The organism is Mesorhizobium amorphae (assembly GCF_014843845.1).
GTDB lineage: Bacteria > Pseudomonadota > Alphaproteobacteria > Rhizobiales > Rhizobiaceae > Mesorhizobium > Mesorhizobium amorphae_A.
Map to the genome: position 1 here is coordinate 55171 of NZ_JHQS01000058.1, position 22561 is coordinate 77731.

27 protein-coding genes are annotated in these 22561 nt (G+C 64.4%); 10 read left to right on the top strand and 17 right to left on the bottom strand.

Annotation, left to right across the window (positions count from 1 at the left end; genetic code table 11):
- Positions 1 to 2: 2 nt before the first annotated feature.
- Positions 3 to 329, top strand: coding sequence for a chorismate mutase (locus DH08_RS24645; RefSeq protein ID WP_192181766.1), 327 nt, complete (start codon positions 3 to 5; stop codon positions 327 to 329).
- A gap of 46 nt (positions 330 to 375) precedes the next feature.
- Positions 376 to 777 carry a 30S ribosomal protein S16 gene (rpsP, locus tag DH08_RS24650; RefSeq protein ID WP_192181767.1) on the top strand — a complete coding sequence of 134 codons (402 nt, stop codon included), beginning with the start codon at positions 376 to 378 and terminating at the stop codon, positions 775 to 777.
- An 89-nt stretch (positions 778 to 866) separates the two neighbouring features.
- On the opposite strand, the gene DH08_RS24655 is transcribed toward rpsP, so the two are convergent.
- The 4 genes from DH08_RS24655 to DH08_RS24670 all read right to left on the bottom strand — a co-directional run bounded on the left by DH08_RS24655 (position 867) and on the right by DH08_RS24670 (position 3285).
- The gene (locus tag DH08_RS24655) at positions 867 to 1130 is read right to left on the bottom strand and encodes a glycine zipper domain-containing protein (protein WP_040582915.1); all 264 of its coding nucleotides are present in this window, start codon (positions 1128 to 1130) and stop codon (positions 867 to 869) included.
- 161 nt (positions 1131 to 1291) lie between these two features.
- Positions 1292 to 1819: an SRPBCC family protein gene (locus DH08_RS24660; protein ID WP_192181768.1), complete on the bottom strand. Its 528-nt coding sequence runs from the start codon at positions 1817 to 1819 to the stop codon at positions 1292 to 1294.
- 20 nt (positions 1820 to 1839) lie between these two features.
- Positions 1840 to 2244, bottom strand: coding sequence for a DoxX family protein (locus DH08_RS24665; protein ID WP_192181769.1), 405 nt, complete (start codon positions 2242 to 2244; stop codon positions 1840 to 1842).
- Between the two features lie 135 nt (positions 2245 to 2379).
- Complete coding sequence (locus tag DH08_RS24670) at positions 2380 to 3285, bottom strand: bestrophin family protein (RefSeq protein WP_192181770.1); 906 nt, start codon at positions 3283 to 3285, stop codon at positions 2380 to 2382.
- A gap of 198 nt (positions 3286 to 3483) precedes the next feature.
- Between DH08_RS24670 and DH08_RS24675 the strand changes: the two genes are divergently transcribed.
- The 3 genes from DH08_RS24675 (at position 3484) to DH08_RS24685 (ending at position 4668) form a co-directional block, all read left to right on the top strand.
- Positions 3484 to 3891 (top strand): ACT domain-containing protein, encoded by a 408-nt coding sequence (locus DH08_RS24675; protein WP_192181771.1) that lies wholly within the window; start codon positions 3484 to 3486, stop codon positions 3889 to 3891.
- A 72-nt stretch (positions 3892 to 3963) separates the two neighbouring features.
- A complete protein-coding gene (locus DH08_RS24680; protein WP_192181772.1) occupies positions 3964 to 4233 on the top strand; it encodes a type II toxin-antitoxin system prevent-host-death family antitoxin in 270 nt (89 codons plus the stop codon).
- 3 nt (positions 4234 to 4236) lie between these two features.
- Positions 4237 to 4668, top strand: a complete 432-nt coding sequence (locus DH08_RS24685; RefSeq protein ID WP_192181773.1) for a type II toxin-antitoxin system PemK/MazF family toxin — start codon at positions 4237 to 4239, stop codon at positions 4666 to 4668.
- 26 nt (positions 4669 to 4694) lie between these two features.
- Here DH08_RS24685 and DH08_RS24690 read toward each other — a convergent pair whose 3' ends face one another.
- Together DH08_RS24690 and DH08_RS24695 are read right to left on the bottom strand one after the other, a co-directional pair.
- Complete coding sequence (locus tag DH08_RS24690) at positions 4695 to 5147, bottom strand: GNAT family N-acetyltransferase (protein WP_192181774.1); 453 nt, start codon at positions 5145 to 5147, stop codon at positions 4695 to 4697.
- Positions 5148 to 5348: 201 nt separating this feature from the next.
- Positions 5349 to 6383, bottom strand: a complete 1035-nt coding sequence (locus tag DH08_RS24695; protein ID WP_006202716.1) for an aspartate-semialdehyde dehydrogenase — start codon at positions 6381 to 6383, stop codon at positions 5349 to 5351.
- A gap of 449 nt (positions 6384 to 6832) precedes the next feature.
- On the opposite strand from DH08_RS24695, the gene DH08_RS24700 reads away from it, so the two are divergent.
- The gene (locus DH08_RS24700; RefSeq protein ID WP_192181775.1) at positions 6833 to 8698 is read left to right on the top strand and encodes a DEAD/DEAH box helicase; all 1866 of its coding nucleotides are present in this window, start codon (positions 6833 to 6835) and stop codon (positions 8696 to 8698) included.
- Between the two features lie 31 nt (positions 8699 to 8729).
- On the opposite strand, the gene DH08_RS24705 is transcribed toward DH08_RS24700, so the two are convergent.
- On the bottom strand, positions 8730 to 10154 hold the full coding sequence (locus DH08_RS24705; RefSeq protein WP_192181776.1) for a glycosyltransferase: 1425 nt from the start codon (positions 10152 to 10154) through the stop codon (positions 8730 to 8732).
- 140 nt (positions 10155 to 10294) lie between these two features.
- Between DH08_RS24705 and DH08_RS24710 the strand changes: the two genes are divergently transcribed.
- On the top strand, positions 10295 to 11008 hold the full coding sequence (locus DH08_RS24710) for a DUF805 domain-containing protein (protein WP_192181777.1): 714 nt from the start codon (positions 10295 to 10297) through the stop codon (positions 11006 to 11008).
- Here DH08_RS24710 and DH08_RS24715 read toward each other — a convergent pair.
- From DH08_RS24715 to leuD, 6 genes are all read right to left on the bottom strand, one after another.
- Positions 10998 to 11483 carry a GNAT family N-acetyltransferase gene (locus DH08_RS24715; RefSeq protein WP_192181778.1) on the bottom strand — a complete coding sequence of 162 codons (486 nt, stop codon included), beginning with the start codon at positions 11481 to 11483 and terminating at the stop codon, positions 10998 to 11000. The two genes, DH08_RS24710 and DH08_RS24715, sit on opposite strands and share 11 nt — an antisense overlap.
- A 3-nt stretch (positions 11484 to 11486) precedes the next feature.
- Positions 11487 to 12590, bottom strand: a complete 1104-nt coding sequence (gene leuB / locus DH08_RS24720; RefSeq protein ID WP_192181779.1) for a 3-isopropylmalate dehydrogenase — start codon at positions 12588 to 12590, stop codon at positions 11487 to 11489.
- A gap of 86 nt (positions 12591 to 12676) precedes the next feature.
- On the bottom strand, positions 12677 to 13027 hold the full coding sequence (locus DH08_RS24725) for a VOC family protein (protein WP_192181780.1): 351 nt from the start codon (positions 13025 to 13027) through the stop codon (positions 12677 to 12679).
- A 4-nt stretch (positions 13028 to 13031) separates the two neighbouring features.
- Positions 13032 to 13415: a RidA family protein gene (locus DH08_RS24730; protein ID WP_192181781.1), complete on the bottom strand. Its 384-nt coding sequence runs from the start codon at positions 13413 to 13415 to the stop codon at positions 13032 to 13034.
- Positions 13416 to 13520: 105 nt separating this feature from the next.
- Entirely contained in the window at positions 13521 to 14456 is a 936-nt protein-coding gene (locus DH08_RS24735; protein WP_192181782.1) for a hypothetical protein, read from the bottom strand.
- Positions 14457 to 14523: 67 nt separating this feature from the next.
- Positions 14524 to 15129, bottom strand: a complete 606-nt coding sequence (gene leuD / locus DH08_RS24740) for a 3-isopropylmalate dehydratase small subunit (protein ID WP_192181783.1) — start codon at positions 15127 to 15129, stop codon at positions 14524 to 14526.
- A gap of 165 nt (positions 15130 to 15294) precedes the next feature.
- Between leuD and DH08_RS24745 the strand changes: the two genes are divergently transcribed.
- Positions 15295 to 15720, top strand: a complete 426-nt coding sequence (locus DH08_RS24745) for a GNAT family N-acetyltransferase (RefSeq protein WP_192181784.1) — start codon at positions 15295 to 15297, stop codon at positions 15718 to 15720.
- A 105-nt stretch (positions 15721 to 15825) separates the two neighbouring features.
- On the opposite strand, the gene DH08_RS24750 is transcribed toward DH08_RS24745, so the two are convergent.
- Genes DH08_RS24750 through DH08_RS24765 form a run of 4 tightly spaced genes read right to left on the bottom strand, consistent with a single transcriptional unit; the run spans position 15826 to position 20828 of the window.
- The gene (locus tag DH08_RS24750; protein ID WP_192181785.1) at positions 15826 to 16992 is read right to left on the bottom strand and encodes an NAD(P)/FAD-dependent oxidoreductase; all 1167 of its coding nucleotides are present in this window, start codon (positions 16990 to 16992) and stop codon (positions 15826 to 15828) included.
- Positions 16993 to 17022: 30 nt separating this feature from the next.
- Positions 17023 to 18540: a sensor histidine kinase gene (locus DH08_RS24755; RefSeq protein ID WP_246800997.1), complete on the bottom strand. Its 1518-nt coding sequence runs from the start codon at positions 18538 to 18540 to the stop codon at positions 17023 to 17025.
- 59 nt (positions 18541 to 18599) lie between these two features.
- Positions 18600 to 19292 (bottom strand): response regulator transcription factor, encoded by a 693-nt coding sequence (locus DH08_RS24760; protein WP_192181787.1) that lies wholly within the window; start codon positions 19290 to 19292, stop codon positions 18600 to 18602.
- 3 nt (positions 19293 to 19295) lie between these two features.
- Positions 19296 to 20828 (bottom strand): DUF4153 domain-containing protein, encoded by a 1533-nt coding sequence (locus tag DH08_RS24765; RefSeq protein ID WP_192181788.1) that lies wholly within the window; start codon positions 20826 to 20828, stop codon positions 19296 to 19298.
- 551 nt (positions 20829 to 21379) lie between these two features.
- On the opposite strand from DH08_RS24765, the gene DH08_RS24770 reads away from it, so the two are divergent.
- Positions 21380 to 22258 carry an HpcH/HpaI aldolase/citrate lyase family protein gene (locus DH08_RS24770; RefSeq protein ID WP_192181789.1) on the top strand — a complete coding sequence of 293 codons (879 nt, stop codon included), beginning with the start codon at positions 21380 to 21382 and terminating at the stop codon, positions 22256 to 22258.
- Positions 22259 to 22306: 48 nt separating this feature from the next.
- Positions 22307 to 22513 carry a DUF1737 domain-containing protein gene (locus DH08_RS24775; protein WP_192181790.1) on the top strand — a complete coding sequence of 69 codons (207 nt, stop codon included), beginning with the start codon at positions 22307 to 22309 and terminating at the stop codon, positions 22511 to 22513.
- Positions 22514 to 22561: the final 48 nt, after the last annotated feature.

A 22561-nucleotide genomic window follows, 5' to 3' on the forward strand; every position in this document is an offset into this window, starting at 1 on the left:
TCATGAACGAGGACAAGGACATGGCCGACGCGCGCACGGTTCTCGCCGGCTATCGCGCTTCGATCGACAATATCGACGCCGCCCTCATCCATATGTTGGCCGAGCGCTTCCGTTGCACCAAGGCGGTCGGCGTGCTGAAGGCCGAACATGGCCTGCCGCCGGCCGATCCGGCGCGCGAGCAACAGCAGATCGCCCGCCTTCGCCAATTGGCCAAGGATGCGCATCTCGACCCCGATTTCGCGGAAAAATTCCTCAACTTCGTCGTCCGCGAAGTGATCCGTCACCACGAACAGATCGCCGCTGCCAACGGCGTGACGAAAACCGGTTGAGAAACCAGCCTTAACAGATCAACGAAATCAGAGTAGGAGAAAAGAAATGGCACTGAAGATCAGACTGGCCCGTGCGGGCTCGAAGAAGCGTCCCTACTACCACGTCGTCGTCGCCGACGCCCGTTCGCCGCGCGACGGCCGGTTCATCGAGTCGCTCGGTTCGTGGAACCCGCTGCTGCCCAAGGACGGCGAGCGCGTCAAGGTCGACGCCGACCGTGTCAAGCATTGGCTGTCGCACGGCGCCCAGCCGACCGACCGCGTGCTGCGCTTCCTCGACGAGGCCGGCCTCGCCAAGCGCGAAGCCCGCTCCACCCCGAAGAAGGCCGAGCCCGGCAAGAAGGCGCAGGAGCGCGCTGCCCTTTTGAAGAAGGCGCAGGACGATGCCGCCGCCGCTGTTGCCGCCGCGGCCGCCGCACCGGCCGAGGCGGAAGCCGCCACCGCCGAGTAATCCGGCTCCCTATCGCTTATAGGAACGGCGGGCCTTGGCCCGCCGTTCCTCTTTTCAGGGCATGCTCAGTCGCAGAAGGTCACGCGGGTTCAATAGCCCTCCGGGCAGCGGGCGATGTAGGTGCGCCCGTAGCGATCCCGGTAGCGGCAGCGGTCCGGTTCGTTGGCCCGGCCGATCAACGCACCGGCAACGGCACCGACGGCGCCACCGACGACTGCGCCTTCCACCGGATCGTTGGCCACCGCAGCACCGATGGCGGCGCCACCCAAGCCGCCGACCGCGGCACCCTTTTCCGTTTGCGAACAGGCCCCTAGCGGAACCAGCAGTGCCAGCAAAAGCAAGGTTTTTTTCATCGTCGTTCCTCTCCAAGGCGAGACCATCTTCACCCACCCTTGGGTCGATAACGCACGGAAGCGTGATTTGATCCGCCTAGAGCAATTCCAGGAAAAGTGTGAAGCGGTTTTCCGTCCGGAAATGCGTCAAAACAAAGAGATAGAGCGCCGCACCGACCGCCTTACTTTTCAACGGCTCGCTTCAGATTGGCGAGTCCGGCCTCGAAATCCCTGCCGATGAGCGTGTCGAAATTCATGAACAGGCCCATCAGCTTGGCGATGAAGGGCCGGCCGCCGCGCATCGCCCAGGTGACGGACGTGTCCTCGCCCGACGGTGTCAAGGTGAAGTCGACGGTGTTGTTGACCTTGAACGGCTTTTCGAAATCGAGCTTCAGCGCGACCAGCGACGACGGAACCGAATTGGTGATTTCCATGCGACCGACCCCGGCCTTGCTGTTGCCTTGCCATGCATAGGCGGCGCCCTTGCCGCTTTCGGCGCCGGAGAGCGTGCGTTTCATGTCCGGGTCGAGTTTTTCGTAAGGCGACCAGCTGGGCCAGCGCCTGAAATCGTTGATCAGCGGAAAGATCGCCTCGGCAGGCGCCTTGATGCTGGCCGAGCGGCTGACGACGAAGTCGTTCGGCCGCGTCGCGGCATAGAGGAGCACGGCGGCGACGATGGCGAGCAGAATGATGAGGATGGTGGCAAGCATTGTCCGATCCTTTCAATGGCTTAGTTGGCGAACAGCGCGCGCACCCTGGGGTCGCGCAGGAACAGGCCGCCCCACAGGATAACGCCGAGATAGACGCCGAACAGGATGTGCGAAAACAGCGGACTGCCGATGCGGACATGGGTGGCGATGGCGCCGCCCATATAGGCGGTGAGCAGGATGGCGCCGAGCACCGAGGTGCGCGGCAACGCATAGAGCGCGGTCGAAACCAGCCCGATAATGCCGAGCAGGCGCGCGGCATTGGCATCGGCCGGCCAGCCAAGCTGCGTCATGGTCTGGGTAACGATATCCAGTGGCGGCAGTTTGATGACGCCATCGAAGATCATGAACAGCACGATGATCGTGCTGAGCGCACGGCCGGTCCACAAGGCGCCTGATGAGACGGGTGCGGTTTGCGATATGGACATTGATGTTCCCTCCTGATGCTGCGAGCTCCCTTTTTTGGGAGTCGAGCCAAGGACGCGGCAGGAGGCGGCAATCCGACACGGGCCGGAATCTTTTGGCATCCGGGCGCGGTTCCGCCCGGTAAGCCATTGCCAAGGCTAGGAAAAATAGAACCTTTCGGCCGCGATCATCTTCGGCGGCGTCTCGCCCAGCGCCTCGAACACCGAAATCTCGCAGACGCGGCAAAGGCCGTCCAGCGCAAGGTCGTTGGGCTGGGTGCCGAACGGGTCCTCGAGCTCCTCCGAAAGCGCGTCGAGGCCGAAGAACGTGTAGGCGATCAGCGCCGTGAACAGCGGTGTCGCCCAGCCGGCGGCGGAAGTCAGCCCAAAGGGCAAAAGCAGGCAGAAGATGTAGGCGGTGCGCTGCAGGAGCAGCGTATAGGCAAAAGGCAACGGCGTTCCGGCGATGCGCTCGCAGCCTGCCTGCGCGGCGGCGATCTCCGACAGCCGTTCGTCGAGGATGCGATAACCGATCGTATCGATGGCGCCGGCCTTGCGGAGTGCTGCGATACGTCCGCCCATCCGCCGCACCATAGCGTCCGGTGCATTGGCGGCCTTGGCGGCGCTTTCGACCTCGTCGCCTATGAAGGTGCGGGCTTCCGCCGTGGCATCGACCCGTCTGAGCAGGCCGCGCAGGAAGTGGCAAAAGGCCGTCGCTTCCATCAACAGGCCGCGCAACTCGGTCCGGTCCTCGATCAGGCCGGTGGAAGCGCGCGCCAGGTTGCGGATGTCGAAGACCAGCTGGCCCCACAGCTTGCGCGCCTCCCACCAGCGGTCATAGGCGGCGTTGTTGCGGAAGCCGAGATAGATCGACAGCGCGACGCCCAGCAGGGCAAAGGGTGCTGTGCCGGCATTGCCGAAGTCGAGCTTCAGGGCCCGCACGATGATCACCACCAGCGCGCCGTAGGCCGCGAACCCAAAGATCTGCGGCAGGATGCGCGGCACCACCGAGCCGCGCATGATGAAGAACAGGTGCAGGACCCCCGGACGCGGGCGAACGATCATAGGAAAACCCTTTCACGGACCGGCGCCGGCCCTGAGCCCGTCTATTGTGTGACGGCGCTGCTGCGCAAGCTCAGCCGTCAACGACTCGCCATGTCGTCTTGCGAGGGCAGGGCGGTGCGCGTTATCGAAGTCAGCGAAACTTGACGAAAGGCGCAGGCGCTCGACGGCTGCCTGTTGCACAAGATCCGGAAGCAACCGATGGCTGGCGAGACCGACCTGAAAAAACTCCTGGCGACGATGACGCCGGAACTGCTGCCAGGCGTGCATGTCTTCGTCACCTTGCCGCCCGGTAGGCTGGTTCCCGACGCGCTCGAACCGGTGATGCTGTTTCGCGAGCATGAAGGCACGACGCTGATCGTGCTCGAGGACCAGGCAAAGGCGGCTGGCCTGGAAGCAACCTTTCGCTGCCGCATGATCACGCTGAACATCCATTCGTCGCTGGAAGCGGTCGGTTTCCTCGCCGCCATCACCGCGCGGCTGGCCAGAGCCGGCATGGGCGTCAACCCGGTCTCGGCCTTTTATCACGATCACCTGTTCGTGCCGGCCGACCGGGCGGAAGAAGCGATGGAGCTGTTGCGCCAGCTGGCCGATGACAGCGTCGACTGAGCTTTGACAAAATATGGAAATTGCGTATATTACGCTAAGTACGTAAAATGCACGATTTAGGACAGAGCTGTCATGCGAGAAGTTCCTGCCACCGAATTTGCCCGTAATTTCGGACGCTACCGCGAGATTGTGCAGCGGGAGCCTGTCGCTGTGATGAGTCACGGGCGCCCGACCGGCTATTTCGTTTCGGCCGTCGAGTATGAGGACCTTCAGCGCTACAAGAACCTGGTCCGGCAATCGTTCGCTACCAAGGATCTGCAGCACGAGGAAGTCGAGGCCATCGCCAGCGGCCGCATGTCATCCGAGCATGATCATCTCAATGCCCTTCTGGATGCCAAGTAGGGCATGCCGCTTCCCGATCCGCAGCTTGGCCTCGTCATCTCCTACGCATATCTGTGGCACCATGAGCATCAAGCCGGACAGGATGAGGGGCGGAAGGATCGCCCTTGCGTGATCGTGCTGGCCGTCGAACGTGGCGCCGATGGTCTGATCGTTACCGTCGTGCCTGTCACGCACGTGCCGCCGACGGACCCATTGTTGGCGATCGAGCTGCCGCCTGCCGTCAAACGCCACCTGGGCCTCGACGGTGAACGCTCGTGGGTGATGCTTCACGAAGGCAATCGCTTTGCGTGGCCAGGCTACGACCTTCGTCCGGTACCGCACTCTGCATACCGATATGACTACGGCCTGCTGCCTCCGCGCCTGTTCTTGTCGATGGTGGAGCGCTTCAAGGCCATTTGGGAAACCGGGCAGGGCCGCCCGGTGCCGCGCGATTGACCTTGCGGCGCTCGTCCAGGCACCGGCTAGCGCCGCAGAACGTAGAGAATATCCGGCAGGCCTTCCTCGTTGGCCGAGCCGTCGCCGAAGGCTTCCACGCGAAACCCGTGCCTTTCATAGAAACGCCGGGCGCCGGTATTGGACTGAAAGCAATGCAGTTTCACGACCGGCATGGCAGCGGTCGCGTCTATCAGCAGCCGACTGCCGATGCCTTGTCCGGTCCAGGCCGGATCGAGATAGAGCTGCTCGACCCAGTCGCCACTGACGGCAATGAAGCCGGCAATACCGGTGCCGGCTTCGGCGACCGTCACCAGCTGCCGGGGCAGCACGATGTCGCGGATAAAGGCAAGGTCTTCGTCCGGCGTGTGGATGACCGGCATCCAGTCGAACGAGCCAAGAGCTGCCCGCATGAGCCTGGCGATAGCAGCGGCGTCAGAACCGGTGGCCGGGCGCAGCGTGACTTTGGCGGGATCGTTCATGGACGTTTCTCAGCAGAGGCCGGCGCTGCCCCTCATCCCCCTGCCGGGACCTTCTCCCCGTGAACGGGGAGAAGGGAGCTGCCCGGCCAAAGGCCGAGCCCGCGACTGCGGGCCGCCGGTCGTCCGGCGCCCCCGCGGAGGGCCAGCCGCGATAGCGGCGGTGCGGCCCGTGAGCGAAAACGGAACCACCCGTGAGCGAGATTATGCCGCCTTCTTCTTCGGCTGGATCAGGCCGCGCTCGACCAGCAGTTCGGCGATCTGCACCGCGTTCAGTGCCGCGCCCTTGCGCAGATTGTCGGAGACGATCCACATCGACAGACCGTTGTCGATGGTCGAATCCTCGCGGATGCGCGAGATGAAGGTGGCGTCCTCGCCGGCCGATTCGAGTGGCGTGATGTAGCCGCCGTCCTCGCGCTTGTCCAAGACCTGGCAGCCCGGCGCTTCGCGCAGGATGTCGCGCGCCTCGTCGGCGGTGATCGGCTTTTCGAACTCGATGTTGACCGCTTCCGAATGGCCGATGAACACCGGCACGCGCACGCAGGTCGCCGTCAGCTTGATCTTGGGGTCGAGCATCTTCTTGGTCTCGGCCACCATCTTCCACTCTTCCTTGGTGAAGCCGTCGTCGAGGAAGACGTCGATATGCGGGATGACGTTGAAGGCGATGCGCTTGGTGAACTTCTTGACGTCGACCTGGTCGGCGACGAACACGGCGCGCGTCTGCGTGAACAGCTCGTCCATGCCTTCCTTGCCGGCGCCCGACACCGACTGGTAGGTGGCGACGACGACGCGCTTGATGGTGGCGACATCGTGCAGCGGCTTCAGCGCCACCACCAGCTGTGCCGTCGAGCAGTTCGGGTTGGCGATGATGTTCTTGCGCGTGAACAGCGAGATCGCGTCCGGGTTCACTTCCGGCACGATCAGCGGCACGTCCTGGTCGTAGCGGAAGGCCGACGAATTATCGATGACGACGCAGCCCTGCTTGCCGATCTTCGGCGACCATTCCTTGGAGACGTTGCCGCCGGCCGACATGATGCAGATATCGGTGTCGGAAAAATCATACTGGTCGAGCGACTTGACCTTCAGCGTGCGGTCGCCGAACGACACTTCCGTGCCCTGGCTGCGCCGCGAGGCCAGTGCCACCACTTCGCTCACCGGAAAGCCGCGCTCTTCCAGTATGTTCAGCATTTCCCGGCCCACATTGCCCGTGGCGCCGACGATCGCAACCTTGAAACTCATAAAGATCTCCTGTCCCTCTCCGCTCGGTTTTTGGAGAAAACCCGCCGGCCGATGCGGGTTTCAACCCCCGGGCCGGACCCGGGAGAGGGTGGTTAGGCCAAGGGAATCAGACCGTTTTGGTGGTCGTTTTGCCAGTTTTCCTGGCCAAGAATGGGGTTTTGCTGGAACGAGGGGACGCGCCGACGCGCCCGGCCCAATGGTTCGCATTGTGGCCAGGGAAGTCGAATGCAAGAAGAGCCATCAAAAGGCCGCGCATCGAATGACGATCCCGTTCGATGCGGGCTTTTACGCGGTTTGCATAAAGAGTCAATTGGTGGCGCGACGCACGGTCTTCATGCCGCCCTGTACAATGGTGGCGGCAGGAAGTACGAACGGCCAAGATTGTTTGGCTGGCATGCGCCGGCATGTGCTCCATGACGAGCGCAGACCCTGAATTCCGAAAGAGATAGATGTCCAGTTTCCAAGCTATTGTTCCTGCGCTTGCACAGGCGCTGGAAAAACGCGGCTATGCCGAGCTGACGCCGGTGCAGAAGGCGGTTCTCGCCCCCGAACTCGGCCAGGCCGACGCACTGGTTTCGGCGCAGACCGGTTCCGGCAAGACCGTCGCCTTCGGCCTTGCTTTGGCGCCGACCCTTCTCGAAGGCGCGGATCGCTTTGCCCAGGCGGGAGCACCGCTGGCGCTGGCCGTGGCGCCGACGCGCGAGCTCGCCTTGCAGGTAACGCGCGAATTGCAATGGCTTTACGAGTTGACCGGCGCGACGGTGGCGTCCTGCGTCGGCGGCATGGACATGCGCACGGAGCGGCGCGCGCTGGAGCGCGGCGCCCACATCGTCGTCGGCACGCCAGGCCGGCTGCGCGACCACATCACTCGGCACGCGCTCGACATGTCGGCGCTGAAGGCCGTCGTTCTCGACGAGGCCGACGAGATGCTCGATCTCGGTTTTCGCGAAGACCTGGAATTCATCCTCGATGCCGCCCCGGCCGAGCGCCGAACGCTGATGTTTTCGGCCACCGTGCCGCGCTCCATCGCCACGCTGGCGCAAGGCTACCAGCGCGATGCGGTGCGCATCTCCGCCGCCGGCGAGGAAAAGCAGCATCTCGATATCGAATACCGGGCGCTGAACGTTGCCCAGGCCGACCGGGAAAACGCCATCATCAACGTGCTGCGCTACTACGAGGCCAAGAACGCGCTGGTGTTCTGCAACACCCGCGCCGCCGTCAACCATCTGACCGCACGCTTCAACAACCGCAATTTTTCCGTCGTGGCGCTGTCGGGCGAACTCAGCCAGAACGAGCGCAGCCATGCCTTGCAGGCGATGCGCGACGGCCGTGCCAAGGTCTGCATCGCCACCGACGTAGCGGCACGCGGCATCGACCTGCCCAATCTCGAACTGGTGATCCACGCCGACCTGCCGACCAATCCGGAGACGTTGCTGCACCGGAGTGGGCGAACCGGCCGTGCCGGGCGCAAGGGCGTCAGCGCGCTGATCGTTCCCAACAGTGCCCGCAAGCGCACCGAGCGGCTTTTGCAGAATGCCGGGCTCAAGGCGACATGGGCGAGCCCGCCATCGGCCGACGATGTGATCCAGCGCGACGACGAGCGCATTCTTGCCGATCCGGCTTTCGACGAGCCCGTGAAGGATGACGAACGCGCCTTCATCGACGCGCTTCTCGCCCGGCATGGCGCCGAACAGGTGGCGGCCGCCTTCGTACGCCAATGTCGTGCCAGCCGCTCGGCCCCCGAGGACCTGCTGGATGTCGCACCGTTCACGCCGTCGGGCGAAAAGTTTGCCCGCCGCGACGAGACGCCCAGCCGCCGTGACGATTTCGGCGCCAGCGTCTGGTTCTCGCTGTCGGTCGGCCGCCGGCAGAATGCCGAGCCGCGCTGGCTGATCCCGATGCTGTGCCGCACCGGCAACATCTCCAAGCGCGAGATCGGCGCCATCAAGATGCAGCCGGAAGAGACCTTCGTTCAGATCGCCGCCGACTGGGCCGACCGGTTCCTGGCGGCGATCGGCCCCGACAAGAAGCTGCAGAACAACATCGTGGTGAAGCGGCTGGACGGCACACCCGATCTTTCCCGCGCCGGTTATCAGCCGCCGCAGCCTGACAAGAAGCCGCACCGCGGCAAGCGGGCATTCGACGAGAATGCGCCCCAAAGTGCCCACAAGCCGAAATTCGACAAGCGCGCCGCGGCATCGGATGGCCAGCGCCCTCCGTTCGAGGCAAGGCCCTGGGCCGCCAAAGCGGGCAAGCCGAAATTCGACAAGGCCGGACCGCCAAAGCACAAGAAGTCGAAGACGCGGCCGGCGTAGAGGCGAGCCCTTGCCGCCGGCCTTGCGGCCCTCAGCCGAGGGCCTCAGACGGACGTGATCTGCCTGCCTTGAGACCGGCCTTGATCGCCGCCCAGCTGGCTGCTGCGGGCGTCGGCCGGTGCTGCCGCGCGATGCGGTCCGTCAGCGAGGAACGCCATTCCGTGTCCTCGGCCATCCTGCGGATGGCTGCGTACCAACCTGCCTGATCACTGGACTCGATTGCCGGCATCAGGCCGCCGGTCGCCTCGATCAGCGACGGCGTTTTCGAGACGATCACCGGCACCCCGAAATCGAGACATTCCGAGGCGCCATAGCCCCAGCCCTCGATATGCGAAGGGAAGACGCCGAAGGACGCGCTGCGGTAGTGGCGGATAAGCTCCTCGTCACTGATCGGACCGGTGAACGTCACCGGACCGGCCAGCTCGGGGTGAGCCTTCAGATAGGCGTTCAACGCCTCAACCATCCATCCCCGGCGTCCGACGCAGACAAGCCTTGGCAGGCTGACGCCGTCTTCGAGCGCCTGCCGCCAGATCCGCGCCAGCATGATGTGGTTCTTCCGCACTTCGATGGTCGAACAGTAAAGCACGAACGGCTCATCGGGCTCGAAGCGCGACGTCATATCGAGCCGCGAAGCAGTCTCGTAGAGGATCGACGGCATTGGAAAGCGGTGGATGACCGGCGGCGCGATGCGGGCCTGGCGCATGTGATCGGTCAGCGTGACGCTGGCCTCGGCCGAGGTGCAGAAGGCCGTCGCCCCCGACCGCACAAGCCTCTCGAGGTAGGTCCCGAAGGCCTTTTCGGTCGGGCCCGAGCCTACCAGGTCGGGGCGCAGTACCGGGATGAGATCGTGGCAGATGAAGGCGAGGCCTTTGGCGTCGCCCGAGATGGCCGATCGGTCCTGCCGTGTGAGAATGTGATTGGAGATCAGCACCAGGCTCCGTTCGGCATCGACGGGTCGATGCGGAACCTCCTGGCGCCGGCCGAGCCTGCCAAGAACCCGCCGGTATGAGCGACAGGCACGGATCAGCAGCCTCACCGCGTGAAACCCGGGTCCCTTCTTGCCGCCGGTGACCGTCATGGCAAGGTGACGGTCGGCATCTCGCTTGCCCCACGGATATTGCCTCACCGACCGGAGAGCCTGCGACAGCGCCTCTATCGTCCCTGGCCGTCGCCTGGCGCGAAAAGGCGCAATCCCGCTTGCCGCCCAATAATCCTGCTCGAAGGGTGCCAGCGCTTCGAACCTGCACTCCGCGGCTCTGAACGCCACCACCTCCACGGCAGGGTCGGGATCCGCCAAGGCTGCCTTGACCAGAAACTCTTCGATCCGCGGAATGCCCGCCAGGGCCTTGCCGGGCGGCCACAACAACAATCCCGTCGCGTCGATGAACAGCGTTGGCGCTCTCGTGCCCGCTTCGTCTTCCCCCGTCGTGCCGGCATTCAAGCTTTGGATGGTCATTGCCTACATCTTGACGAGGAAGATTGCGCCTTATGCTTCATTTGCAGCGACGGCAAAAGCCACGTTTTCCTGGCGCAGGCCTTGCTTGCCGGTTCGGGCGCGTGTCACATTTCGGCCGGATGTATTGCGGGGGCAAGGACATGCGCGGCGAAGTTCTTCACTATGACGAAGACCAGGGCTTCGGTTTCATCGCCGGAGCCGACGGCAGCCGCTACAGCTTCGCGCGCGAGGACATGCGCCGCGACGCTTCTGTGGCCAAGGGCGCGCTTGTCGAATTCCAACCGGGCGGTGGCCAGGCGCGCAATGTCTATTCGATCCGTACCCAGGCGTCGGCGGCTCCGGCAGGCGCTGCCGCCGCATCGCCTCAGGCCAGCAGCAAGCCGGCGGCGGCCGCGCCTCAACCGCAGCTTTTCGGCCGTCTCGCCGAGAACGAGACCGCCGGCTCCACCGGATTGTGGAGCTATTTCTGGCGGGCGGTGACGGAAAACTATGTCAACTTCGCCGGTCGCGCCCGCCGCAAGGAATTCTGGGCCTTCTGCCTGTTCTGGATGATCTGCTTGATCGTGATCTTAGGTATCGGCGTCGCCGCCGACGCGGCCATGGGCAATCTGGACGCCGGCACCGACCTGCCGGCGATGGCGATGGGGCTTTCCATCACGTTCATCGTGGCAACGTTCGTGCCGTGGATTGGACTGATCGTTCGCCGCCTGCACGATATCGGCCTGACCGGGTGGCTTGCCGTGCTGTTTTTCATCCCGACCGTCGGCGGCCTCGCCACGCTGGTCTTCGCGCTGATCCCGACGCAGGGACAAGAAAACCGGTGGGGGCCGGTGCCGGTAGGCGTCAGGGTTTAGCTGCCGTTTCCAGCGCCTTGCCCGACAGTCTGAGGAAGACCTTCTGGCCGTGACGCTCGGCGCCGAGCCGCTCATAGAAGCGTAGCGCGCCCTCGTTCCAGTCCTCGGTGGTGAGGTCGATGCGGCCGATGCCCTCGCTCAGGCAATGACGGGCGAGAAAGCCGATCAACGCCCGGCCGACGCCGGCATTGCGGGCATGGTCGCGCACGAACAGATCTTTCAGGAAAAGCAGTCGCTCGAGATCAATGCCGGGATGCGCGATGGCGACCGATGCCAGACCGGCAACCTCGCCATCGACGAAAGCCAGCGCGAAATGCGGATAGGCAAGGCTTTCCTCGCCAAGCCATTTTTGCGCCGCAGCCAGCGCGCGCTCGCTGTCGAGCGGCGGCTGCCGGTAATGCACCGCCATCTCGCAGAGCATGACGGCAAGCGCCGCCGCATCGCCGGTCGTCGCCCAGCGGACGTCGACCGCCATGGATCACCCCAGGAACTTGGCGATGATCGCGTCGCCCATCTCGACGGTGCCGACCTCGGTCATGCCCTCGGACAGGATGTCCTTGGTGCGCAAGCCCTGATCGAGCACAGCGGCGATTGCGCCTTCGAGCTTGTCGGCCTCGGCCACCATGCCGAAGGAATAGCGCAGGCACATGGCGAAGGAGGCGATCATGGCGATCGGGTTGGCGATGCCCTGACCGGCGATGTCGGGCGCCGAGCCATGCACCGGTTCGTAGAGCGCCTTGCGCTTCTTGGTCTTGACGTCCGGCGCGCCGAGCGAAGCCGACGGCAGCATGCCGATCGAGCCGGTCAGCATGGCGGCGATGTCGGACAGCATGTCGCCGAACAGATTGTCGGTGACGATGACGTCGAACTGTTTCGGCCAGCGCACCAGCTGCATGCCGCCGGCGTCAGCCAGCATGTGGTCGAGCGTGACGTCGGCGTATTTGGACTTGTGCGTCTGGCTGACGACCTCGTTCCACAGCACGCCCGATTTCATCACATTGCGCTTTTCCATCGAGGTGACGTGGTTCTTGCGCGTTCGCGCCAGCTCGAAGGCGACGCCCGAAATGCGCTCGATCTCGAACGTGTCGTAGACCTGCGTGTCGATGCCGCGCTTCTGGCCGTTGCCGAGATCGATGATCTGCTTCGGCTCGCCGAAATAGACGCCGCCGGTGAGTTCGCGCACGATGAGGATATCGAGACCCTCGACGACCTCCTGCTTGAGCGAAGAGGATGCGGCCAGCGCCGGATAGCAGATGGCTGGACGCAGATTGGCAAACAGCTCCATGTCCTTGCGCAGCCGCAGCAGCCCGGCCTCGGGGCGGACTTCATAAGGCACCTTGTCCCATTTCGGCCCGCCGACGGCGCCGAACAGCACGGCATCCGCCGCCATTGCCTTTTCCATGTCGGCATCGGAGATCGCCGCGCCATGCGCATCATAGGCGCAGCCGCCGACCAGCCCCTCGTCGGTGACGAAGCCGCTGCCCAGCTTTGCGTTCATGGCCGCGATCAGCTTCTTCACCTCAGCCATCGCCTCGGGGCCGATGCCGTCGCCAGCGAGCAGGAGAAGATTTTTCGAAGCCATGGAGAACCGTCCCGGAAAGAAGTTGAAATCGCGGCCTTGCTAAACGCCAAGCGGCCGGTGCGCAAGCCTGCGTGTGGGAAGCGTGGTCACCGATGCGAGAGGATATTGACCAGCCTGCCGAACGGGTCGCGCACATAAAAGCGCCGCACGCCCCAGGGTTCGTCGGCCGGGCCGTATTCGATGGCGAAGCCAGCGCTCTTCATGGCCTCGAGCGCGGCATCGACATCGTCGACCTCGATCGACAGGTCAGGCACCGGCGTGCCGGAGCCGCCTTCGGCCATGAAGCTGATCTGCACGGTCATCGTCTCTTGCGAGCCATAGGTGGCGATCCAGCCCATATCCATGAGCACATCGAGGCCGAGCACATCCTGATAGAAGCGCCTTGCCGCCGCGATATCCTGCGTGTCTATGTTTGCAACGATGCGCCGAACTTTCATGAGCTCATACCGTGCGCCGCAGCGCCGTGACTTCGATCTCGATCTTCATTTCCGGCTTGTTGAGCTGACAGACGATCATCGTCGCCGCCGGCCTGATCTCGCCGAAGGTCTCGCCGAGGATCGGGAAGACGATATCCACGAAGGCCTGGTCGGTGATGTAGTAATGCGCCCGCACCACGTCGGCCATCTCGAAACCGCCGTCCCGCAAGGCCTTGGCAATCGTCGCCAGGCAATTGCGCGCCTGCGCCTCGACCGTCTCCGGCATCGTCATCGTCGCATAGTCGTAGCCGGTGGTTCCCGACACGAAACACCAGTCGCCCTGTACGACAGCGCGCGAGTAGCCGGCGGTCTTTTCGAAGGGCGAACCGGTGGAGATCAGTTTGCGCATGGGCTTCCTCGCATTCGTAGGTGGTCGTCTAGCAGGGGAGGCGTAGTCAGTCATGGGCCAAAGAGAATTGACCATTGCCAGCGACGAGCCAGCACCACGTGGACCCTAATTCCCCGAGCTCATCGCCTTGTCCAGCGCTTCCTTTACATCGGCCGGCCAGGTCTTCACCGCCGGCCACGCGTCCGGCTCCGGCTTGTCGCCGCGGCGGGCGAAATAGAGTGTGTGCTTGGCCGGGTCGACCGCCATGAAACCGTCATTGCCACCGCAATCATGCGGCACGCAGCCGCTGGCGTAGAAGGCGCCGGACGCCGTCTTTTCCGTGCCGCCGCCGACCAAAAGGCTGGTCGCGATGTCGGGCATGTCCTTGCCGAGCAGCGTCTCGGCCGCCTTGTAGACGGCCTCATTGTGGAAGGCGTCGATGATGTTCTGGTATTTGGCCGGATCGATATCTTTCCAGTCGGTTCCGGGTTCCGGCATATAGCTGAGATAGCCCGAGGTGGTCAGCCCGTCCGTGGGCGACCATTGCAGCGCAGGCTTCGATTCGCCGGGCAGGAGATAGGGCACGAAATAGATGGCGTTGTCCGACACGGAGGCCGGCGGCGCGCCGCATTCGTCCTGCTCGACCGTTGTGGTCTGAATGGTGCCGCCTTCCGGTTTCCACACGATCACCTTGGCCGGGCCGCACTGGTTACCGCCGTCGCCGACATCGACCAGCGCCACGTTGACGTCACCGATCTTGACGACCTTGTCGAAGTAGACGTCGTAATTGCTGGCCAGCTTCTTTCCGTCATAGGCCAGCACCTTTTCACCGTCCTGTTCCGGCTGCGTGATGGTCAGCTGGCCACCCTCGAACGGGATCGGCGCCTGCTTGTCGTCGTCGGCGGGCGCCGCATCGGTGGTGCTCGACGATCCCTGGTCGGTTTCCGGCTGGTCGGCCGCTGCCGGGGTCTGTTGCGCGGCCAGCGTCTGGGCATGAATGGCCGTCGCAGGCAGCAGCATCAACACCAGCGCCGAGGCGCTGGCCAGAAGCGAGCGTGTCATGACCGTCCTCCGTTCACCGCCATGCCGGCCATCGGCGCCGCTTCGCCAGCCTTTCAGATCCGGCCGTTCAGGCCCAGGGGCGCTGCTCGGCGTTCTTCTTCTCGAACGAGTCGATGGCGCCGGCCTTCTCCATGGTCAGGCCGATGTCGTCGAGCCCATTGAGCAGGCAGTGACGCTTGAAGTCGTCGAGGTCGAAGGTGACCACGCCGCCGTCAGGGCCGCGGATTTCCTTGGCCTCGAGATCGACCGACAGCGTCGCATTGGAGCCGCGCGAGGCGTCGTCCATCAGCTTCTCCAGATCTTCCGGGCTGACGGTGATCGGCAAAATGCCGTTCTTGAAGCAGTTGTTGTAGAAAATGTCGGCGAACGAGGTCGAGATGACGCAGCGAATGCCGAAATCGAGCAGCGCCCACGGCGCGTGCTCGCGGCTCGAGCCACAGCCGAAATTGTCGCCGGCGACCAGGATCTGCGCCTTGCGATAGGCAGGCTTGTTGAGCACGAAGTCCGGGTTTTCCGAGCCGTCGTCCTTGTAGCGCATTTCGGCGAACAGGCCGCTGCCGAGCCCGGTGCGCTTGATCGTCTTGAGATAGTCCTTGGGGATGATCATGTCGGTGTCGACATTGACGATCGGCATCGGCGCGGCAACGCCGGTGAGCTTGGTGAATTTGTCCATGGGTCTGCCCGTCTTCTTTTTCGTTGCGGGGGATTTGCTGGCGCCCGGTTTACACAAAGCCGCGGGCAAATAAAAGGCAGCTGTTTGCGCTCGCTCTTGGCCGCCGATCACAAGATCGGCACGCAAAGGCTTCAAAACCGCCCGCCCGTGGTGCACCTTGGCGGCATGACAACAGCTTCAAAAGTCCTCTACGCCAGCGAGCCGACGCTCGACATTGCCGAGTTCCGCCGCGTGCTGGTCGAATCCGGCCTTGGCGAAACGCGCCCCGTCGATGACGGGGCCCGGCTGGAGAAAATGCTTTCAGGCGCCAACCTGGTGCTGACGGCGCGTCTCGACGTCGAGGGCAAGCCGCTGCTCGGCGTTATCAGGGCCATGACCGACTTTGCCTGGGTCTGCTACATTTCCGAACTCGCCGTCTCCCAATCGGCGCAAGGGCTGGGCATCGGCAAGGGCCTGATGGACGAGGCGCGCCGGCAGCTCGGGCCATCCGTCGCCATCAGCCTGATTTCCATGCCCGACGCCGTTGGTTTCTACGAACGGATCGGCATGAAGCGCATGCCGGACGCCTTCTGGTTCGGCCGCAAGGGCTGACGGCTTCAGCGGACGCAATCGCCCCTCCTGCGGCACGCGGCTCACCATCTGCCAAGGCGGCTTCGTCCGGGCGGCGGCTTAGAGCAGCGTCTTTCCAAAGAAGCCTCAAATCACATTCAATTCCCGAAACGCCTTTCCTTCCGCCACCCTTCCATACCCAAAGGCCGAGCAGTCCACCGTCCTGTACCCGCCATGCACGATCAGCTCGGCCAGCGCCTTGCCGACAGCCGGCGCCTGCTGCAGGCCGTGGCCGGAAAAACCGTTGGCGAAGAGGAAATTGCCGACCTCCGGATGCGGGCCGATCACCGCGTTCTGGTCGAGCGTGTTGTAGTCGTAGTGCCCGGCCCAGGCGCGCGTCGGCTTGATCGCCTCGAAGGCCGGGATACGCGTCGCCAGCACCGGCCAGATCACCTCTTCGAACAAGGGCCAGTTGACCTCGAAATCCTTGGGATCAGGAGCATGATCGCCTTCCTCCGGCTCGGCGCCGCCGGTGAGATAGACCGAGCCTTCGGGCCGCACATAGATGCCGCTCGGGTCGACCAGCAGCGGCATGTCGGCATATTTCTCGCGCGCCTCGAACACGAAGACGTTGCGCTTGCGTGGCTCGACCGGCAGCACCAGCCCGGCAAAAGCAGCGACCTTGCCGGCATTCGGGCCGGCGGCGTTGACGACGATGCCGACCTCCAGCGTCTCGCCATTGTCGAGGCTGACGCCCGTCACGCGGTTGCCCTGCCGCGCGATGCCGGTGACATCGGCGGTGATGAAATCGATCTTCTTGTCGCGCAGTGCCTTGCGGAAGAGCATCAGCAATGCATGCGCGTCGAACCAGCCCTCGCCGGTCCGGCCATAGGCGCCGGCGGTGATGCCTTCGACCGACAGCCAGGGGAAGCGGCGCGCAAGCTGGTCTGCATCCTCGAGCAGGATGTCGGCGCCCTCGGCGATCTGCGCCTCGTGATTGGCCTTCAGGATCGGCAGTCCGTTCTCGCCGGCGAGGATCAGATAGCCGCCCTCGCGAAAGCCGATATCGGCATCGGCGCCAAAGGTCTCCTTCAGGCGCCGGAACAGCTTCAGCGTGAACTGCGACAGCCGGATGTTTTCGGGGATCGAGAATTGCTGCCGTATCGAGGCCAGGGATAGCGTCGTCGCCGCATGGGCGAATTGCGGGTCGCGCTCGATCAGCGCGATGGAGCCCGTAAAGCCTTCCTCGCGCAGGTAGTAGGCAACCGAGGATCCGACGATGGCTCCGCCGATGATGACGATGTCGTAGCGCAATTTTTTCTCCGATCCGCTCACCCGCATCCTTCACGCGGCCGGCAAGCAAATCTCGAAGCGCGTGCCGCGTTCGGAGTCAACCAGCCGGATCGTGCCATCATGCGCTTTCAGGAGGGCCAGCACGATGCCAAGCCCCATCCCTGTGCCGCCGGACTCGCGGCGCGTGGTGAAGAACGGCTCGAAGATTTTGGCCCGGTTGCTCGGCGAAATGCCGGCGCCGTCGTCGCTGACACGGATCGTCGCCTTGCCGTCCGCGCTGGTCGTCGACAGCGAAACCGCCGTTGCGCCATGCCGCGCCGAATTGTCTATCAGATTGGCAAGCATGATGGCCGCGTTTTCGCCGGAAATGCTGAGGCCGATGTCGCCGCCCGCCTCGACGCGAACCGCCAGCCTGTTTTCGGCCGGCAGCAGCGCAAGGGCTGCACTGATCGAGGTGGTATCGCCGCTGGGGGCAAGGTTCTCGGCGCGCGCCAGGTCGAGCAGGCGGCGCACCAGCAGATTGAGCCGCCCGGCATCGGTGACGATATTGTTGGAAAATCGCCGCCGCTCGGCCTCGTCCATGGCCGAACCGGAATCGCGCAAAAGCTCCGCCGCGCCCTGGATCGCCGTCAGCGGCGATTTCAGCTCATGCGAGACGTGGGTGGCAAAGGTCTGGATGCTGTCGGAGCGCGCCTGCAGCTTCTGCGCCATGTCGAGGAAGGCAGAGGAAAGCGCGGCCATCTCGCGCGTGCCGTGGTGGTCGAGCGGCCGCATCGCGGCGCGGTCGCCGGCGGCGATGCGCTTTGTCCGTTCGATCAGCCCGTAGATTGGCCGGCTGACGGTGCGCAGGAAGACCAGCCCGATGAGCAGCGTGCCGCCGAGAATGGCGATGGCCGCCAACGTCACCTTACCGCGCTCGCCATAGAGATGCTTGACGATGTTGTTCGGCGTTCGCGACAGATAGACGACGCCGGCGACCTTGTCGTCGACGGCGACCGGCATGGCGACGAAAACGCGCACCTTGGTGCCGCGGCTGACCGAATAGAGCGGTGGCGCCGGCTCCTCGGGGATCCGCAGCCTGAGCGCGCTGGCGTAGCGGCCGGAAAGCGCTGCGCGAACCTCCCCGACATCGCCAAGCGATTGGCCGACCTCTTCGCGTCCGGCGATGACCACGCCCCTGGGGTCGAGCAGCCGGAAGCCGGCGAGCGTCGTTTTCTGCGTTTCCGTGAGGATGCCTGACAGGCGCGCGCCGATTGCCGCGAAGGCCGGATCAGCATTGGCTGCGACGGCAGCGGGCCGGGTTGGAAGAACAGTGTCCGAAGCGAGATCGAGGGTCGGCTCAATCGGCCGGTAGGATGTATCGGCTTCGTCGCTCCGGCTCTCAGCATCGCTTCCCGACGGCGGCATCGGCACGCCGAGTTTCCCAAAAGGAATGCCGGCCTCGCGCACATCCTGCGCATAGATGGCGGCAAGCACGGCACCTTGCGCGATGAGCTCGGCCTCTGTCTGGCGGATCAGCTGGTTCTCGTAGAGCCGGAAGAAGAACAGGCCGACCAGCGGCAGCGCCATCACCACGACCAAAATGGCGATGACGACCGTAGCCAGGCGCGGACGCCATTTGTCGGGGGTCACGCGCCGCACCGGCCGAGACGGAAGCCGACGCCGTGCACGGTCTCGATCGCATCGGCGCAGCCGGCCGCCGCCAGCTTGGCGCGGATGTTGCGGATATGGCTGTCGACGGTACGATCGGCGACATGGATGTTGGCGGCATAGGCATTGGCCATCACCGCCTCGCGGGCCAGCACATGCGCGGGCCGGGCGAGGAATCCTCTGAGGATCGCGAATTCAATCGAAGTCAGCGCCAGCGGCTTGCCCTTGAAGCTGGCGCTATGGCTGGCCGGCACCAGCACCAGCCCGCCATGCGAAAACTGCCGCTCGTCGCTCTCGGCCGGCGCCTGGCGGGCGCGCCGCAGTATGACGTTGACCCGCGCCACCAGTTCGCGCGGGCTGAACGGCTTGGTGACATAGTCGTCGCCGCCCATTTCCAGCCCGAGGACGCGGTCGATCTCTTCATCCCGCGCCGACAGGAACAGCACCGGCACGTCGGAATGTTGCCTGAGCCGCCGGCAGACCTCCAGCCCGTCCATCTCCGGCATACCGATGTCGAGCACGACGAGGTCCGGCGCGCGCCGTTCGATCGCATGCAGGGCGGCCGCGCCGTCGGATACCGAGACCGTCTTCATCCCCGCCTTTTCCAGTGCGAAGCAGATGATCTCGCGGATGTGCGGATCGTCGTCGGCGACGAGGATGTTATGCGGCATCGATCAGCGGCCCGGCACGTAGGGTTCAGAAACGGCGGGATTCGCGAGCACGCCGTTCCTGTCGAGATAGCGCAGAAGCCGCCAGTCGCGAAAGCTCCAAGCGCGCCAGTTTCTCTGTATGGTGCGATAGCGGGCCTCGGTCATCGCGTCGACGCCGTCGCGGCGGTCGGCGAGGAACACCTTCTGTTTATGGTCGAAAAAGCGATCGAGGGCCGGCAGGGCACTGGGGCCAAGCGAGCGCACATACCAGAGATCGAGGCTGGTGCCGGGGCCGTTCATTTCGTAGGAATGGTCGACATTGTAGTTGGCGATCAGCGCCGCGAAGTTGATGTAGGAGCAGGCATAAAGCGTCGCCGATAACGTCAGAAGATTGGCGGAGAGCAGCCATTCGCTGGATTTTCCGAGCGCGATGCGGGCGATGATGAGTGCCAGACCCGCCGCCACCAGCCCCATCCAGACGAAAGCGGCGATACGCAGATAGGTCAGCGCATAGATGCCGACATAGAGGTCGAGCCGCAGGATCGAAGAAATGACCAGCACGATGTTCTGCGCCACCCAGGCATAGACCAGCCGGCGGATCAGCGGATCATTGGAGGTTTCGCTGCCCGGCCGCAGCGCCGCCAGCACGAAGCCCGCGGCGAGCAGCGCGGTGACGATCAGTGGATAGGCGCCGCGATGCGCATAGGCGGCGTAGGTCAGCCCGTCGGGGAGGGCGACGCCGCCCCAGAGATAGGTTGCGTCAAGCGCGGTCTGCAGCGCAAACAAAAGGTTGAAGACGATCAGCGCGCGCAGGATCGCGCCCTTGCCGAAGACGATGTCCTCGATCGTGGTGACGGCCTTTGTCGGCGGCCGTGCATCGGCAGGCACGCTTGGCGCCAAACGCGGCAAACGGCGAAGAAAGCGCGGCAGGCGCGGGCGCAGAAAAACCCAGACGCCGGCAAGCACCAGCAGCCAGAAGACCAGCCGTGCCAGCTGGATAAGATCGAGCAGCGCGAACAGGTCGATCAGCGTGAACCAGTATTCGATGACCGGGTTGGCGGCGCCGAACAGGGCAAGGAACACCGCGCCGAGCGCCAGCGGCATCACCCAGACGGCGATGGCCGCCAGCCGGATGCGCCGCCGCCCAAGCCGCCGCGCCGCCTTGCGCCAGCGGAAGAAGTCGCGGACCAACCGGAACGGGGCAGCGAAGAGGAAGATGCCGAGCTGGCCGGCGATGCGGGCAAGGCTGGAACGCAGCCGTCCGGCAAGCGAAAGCGCGAACACCGCCAGGGCCACAAGGGCGATCGAGACGGACAAGGGGCTGACGTTCTCGACCAGCGGCAGCAGCGCGACGAGCAGGGCGGCGGGCTTGAGCCAGAGCCTGGCGTCGCTGAATGCCGAAGGATGCACGGCCACGATCGCGCCGGCGATCAGGATGGCGAACAGCAAGAAATTGATGCCGGCGGGCTGGCCGTAGAACAGAAAATCCGCCAGCGCGACCAGCAGCACGGCGATGCCGAAGCGGCTGCAGTAGCTTGGAGCGAAGAATGCCGTCATGAGCGAATTTTCCTCGCGTCCGCCGCGCGGCTAAAATGTCTCGGCCGCGATCTTGGGATGAAGGGCAGCAGGCTCGCCGTCGGGCGGACCTTTGGCGGATCGACAAGCCACCAGCCTTCGCTGCGCAGACGGTAAGGCAGGGACCAACGGAGATTTGTTCGCTGTTGCATGCCGCCTGTCTCGCAGGCAGGCAGGGAAGAGGCGCGGCGGATTGGAGGAGGTTTTCCGCAATTGCGTGCAGTTTTCGTGCAGGGTCAGGCAATAGCCCGCGCATCCTTTCGGGACGTTGGCGCCGCCCCTCACCTGCCTGCCGGCATCCTCTCCCCGTATAGTGACGGGGAGAGGGACGCTGTCATCCGGGATTTCGCCAATCACCGGCGTCGCAGAAATCGAGCCGGCGCCTCGGCCACCAGCTCCCTTCTCCCCGTCTCTATACGGGGAGAAGTGCCCGGCAGGGCGATGAGGGGCGGCGCCGACTTCGACGATTGGCTCATCTCCAACGCGTCAGCTCTGTGCTTGCCTCGCCCGGCCGCAGGCGGCATAGATCGGGCATGACTGAAACCTACCGCCCGCGCCGCTCGGTGCTTTACATCCCCGGCTCGAACGACAAGGCGCTGGCCAAGGTCGCTTCGCTTGCCTGCGACGCCATCATCATCGACCTCGAGGACGCCGTGGCACCCGCCGACAAGCTTGCGGCGCGCGAGAAACTGGCGGGCATCTTTGCCAGCCGCCCGAAGCGGCGCTGCGAAATGATCGTGCGCGTCAATGCGCTGTCCAGTGACTGGGGCGCCGACGATGTTCTGGCGGCGGCGAAGGTCGAGGCCGACGGGATCCTTTTGCCCAAGGTCGTCACGCCGCGTGACATCCTCGAGGCCGGCGACGCGCTCGACGACAATTTTGCCCCGGATACGGTCAAGATCTGGGCGATGATCGAGACGCCCAAGGCCTTGCTCAACATCGGCGCCATTGCCGAACTGGGCCGCGACCCGGCCTCACGGCTTGCTTGTTTCGTTGCCGGAACGAATGATCTGATCAAGGAGACCGGCATCCTGGCCACGCCGGACCGGCGCTATCTCATGCCCTGGCTGATGCAGATGGTGCTGGCCGCGCGCGCCGGCGGCCTCGATATCCTCGACGGCGTCTCCAACGATTTTCGCGATTTGGATGCCCTGGCGCGCGAATGCGCGGAAGCCGCCGCCATGGGCTTCGACGGCAAGTCGCTCATCCACCCGGCCCAGATCGAAGCGGCGAACCGCTCCTTTGCGCCGTCCGCAGAGGCAGTGGCCACGGCGCGCGCGGTGAAGGACGCCTTCGCATTGGCCGAAAATGCCGGCAAGGGGGTGATCGCGGTGAACGGCAAAATGGTCGAGCGTCTGCATCTGGCGCAGGCCGAAAAACTGCTGGCGAAGGCGGCGGCCATCGGCGCATGATGCCCGCGTAGAGCGCGGGCCATAGGTACTCACGACAGGAACTGAAACATGAAACTCTACCGCTTTCTGTCCGCTCCGGACGATTCCAGCTTCTGCCACAAGGTGACGGCGGCGCTGAACAAGGGCTGGCACCTGTTCGGCTCGCCGACCTACGCCTACGACAAGAAGACCAAGACCATGCGTTGCGGCCAGGCGGTGGTGAAAGACGTCGAGGGCCAGGAATACGGGCCCGACACCAAGCTCAGCGACTGGTAGGCCTGTCGCTAAAGCGCTCATCCTTTCGTCACACCAGCAGTCGAAGCG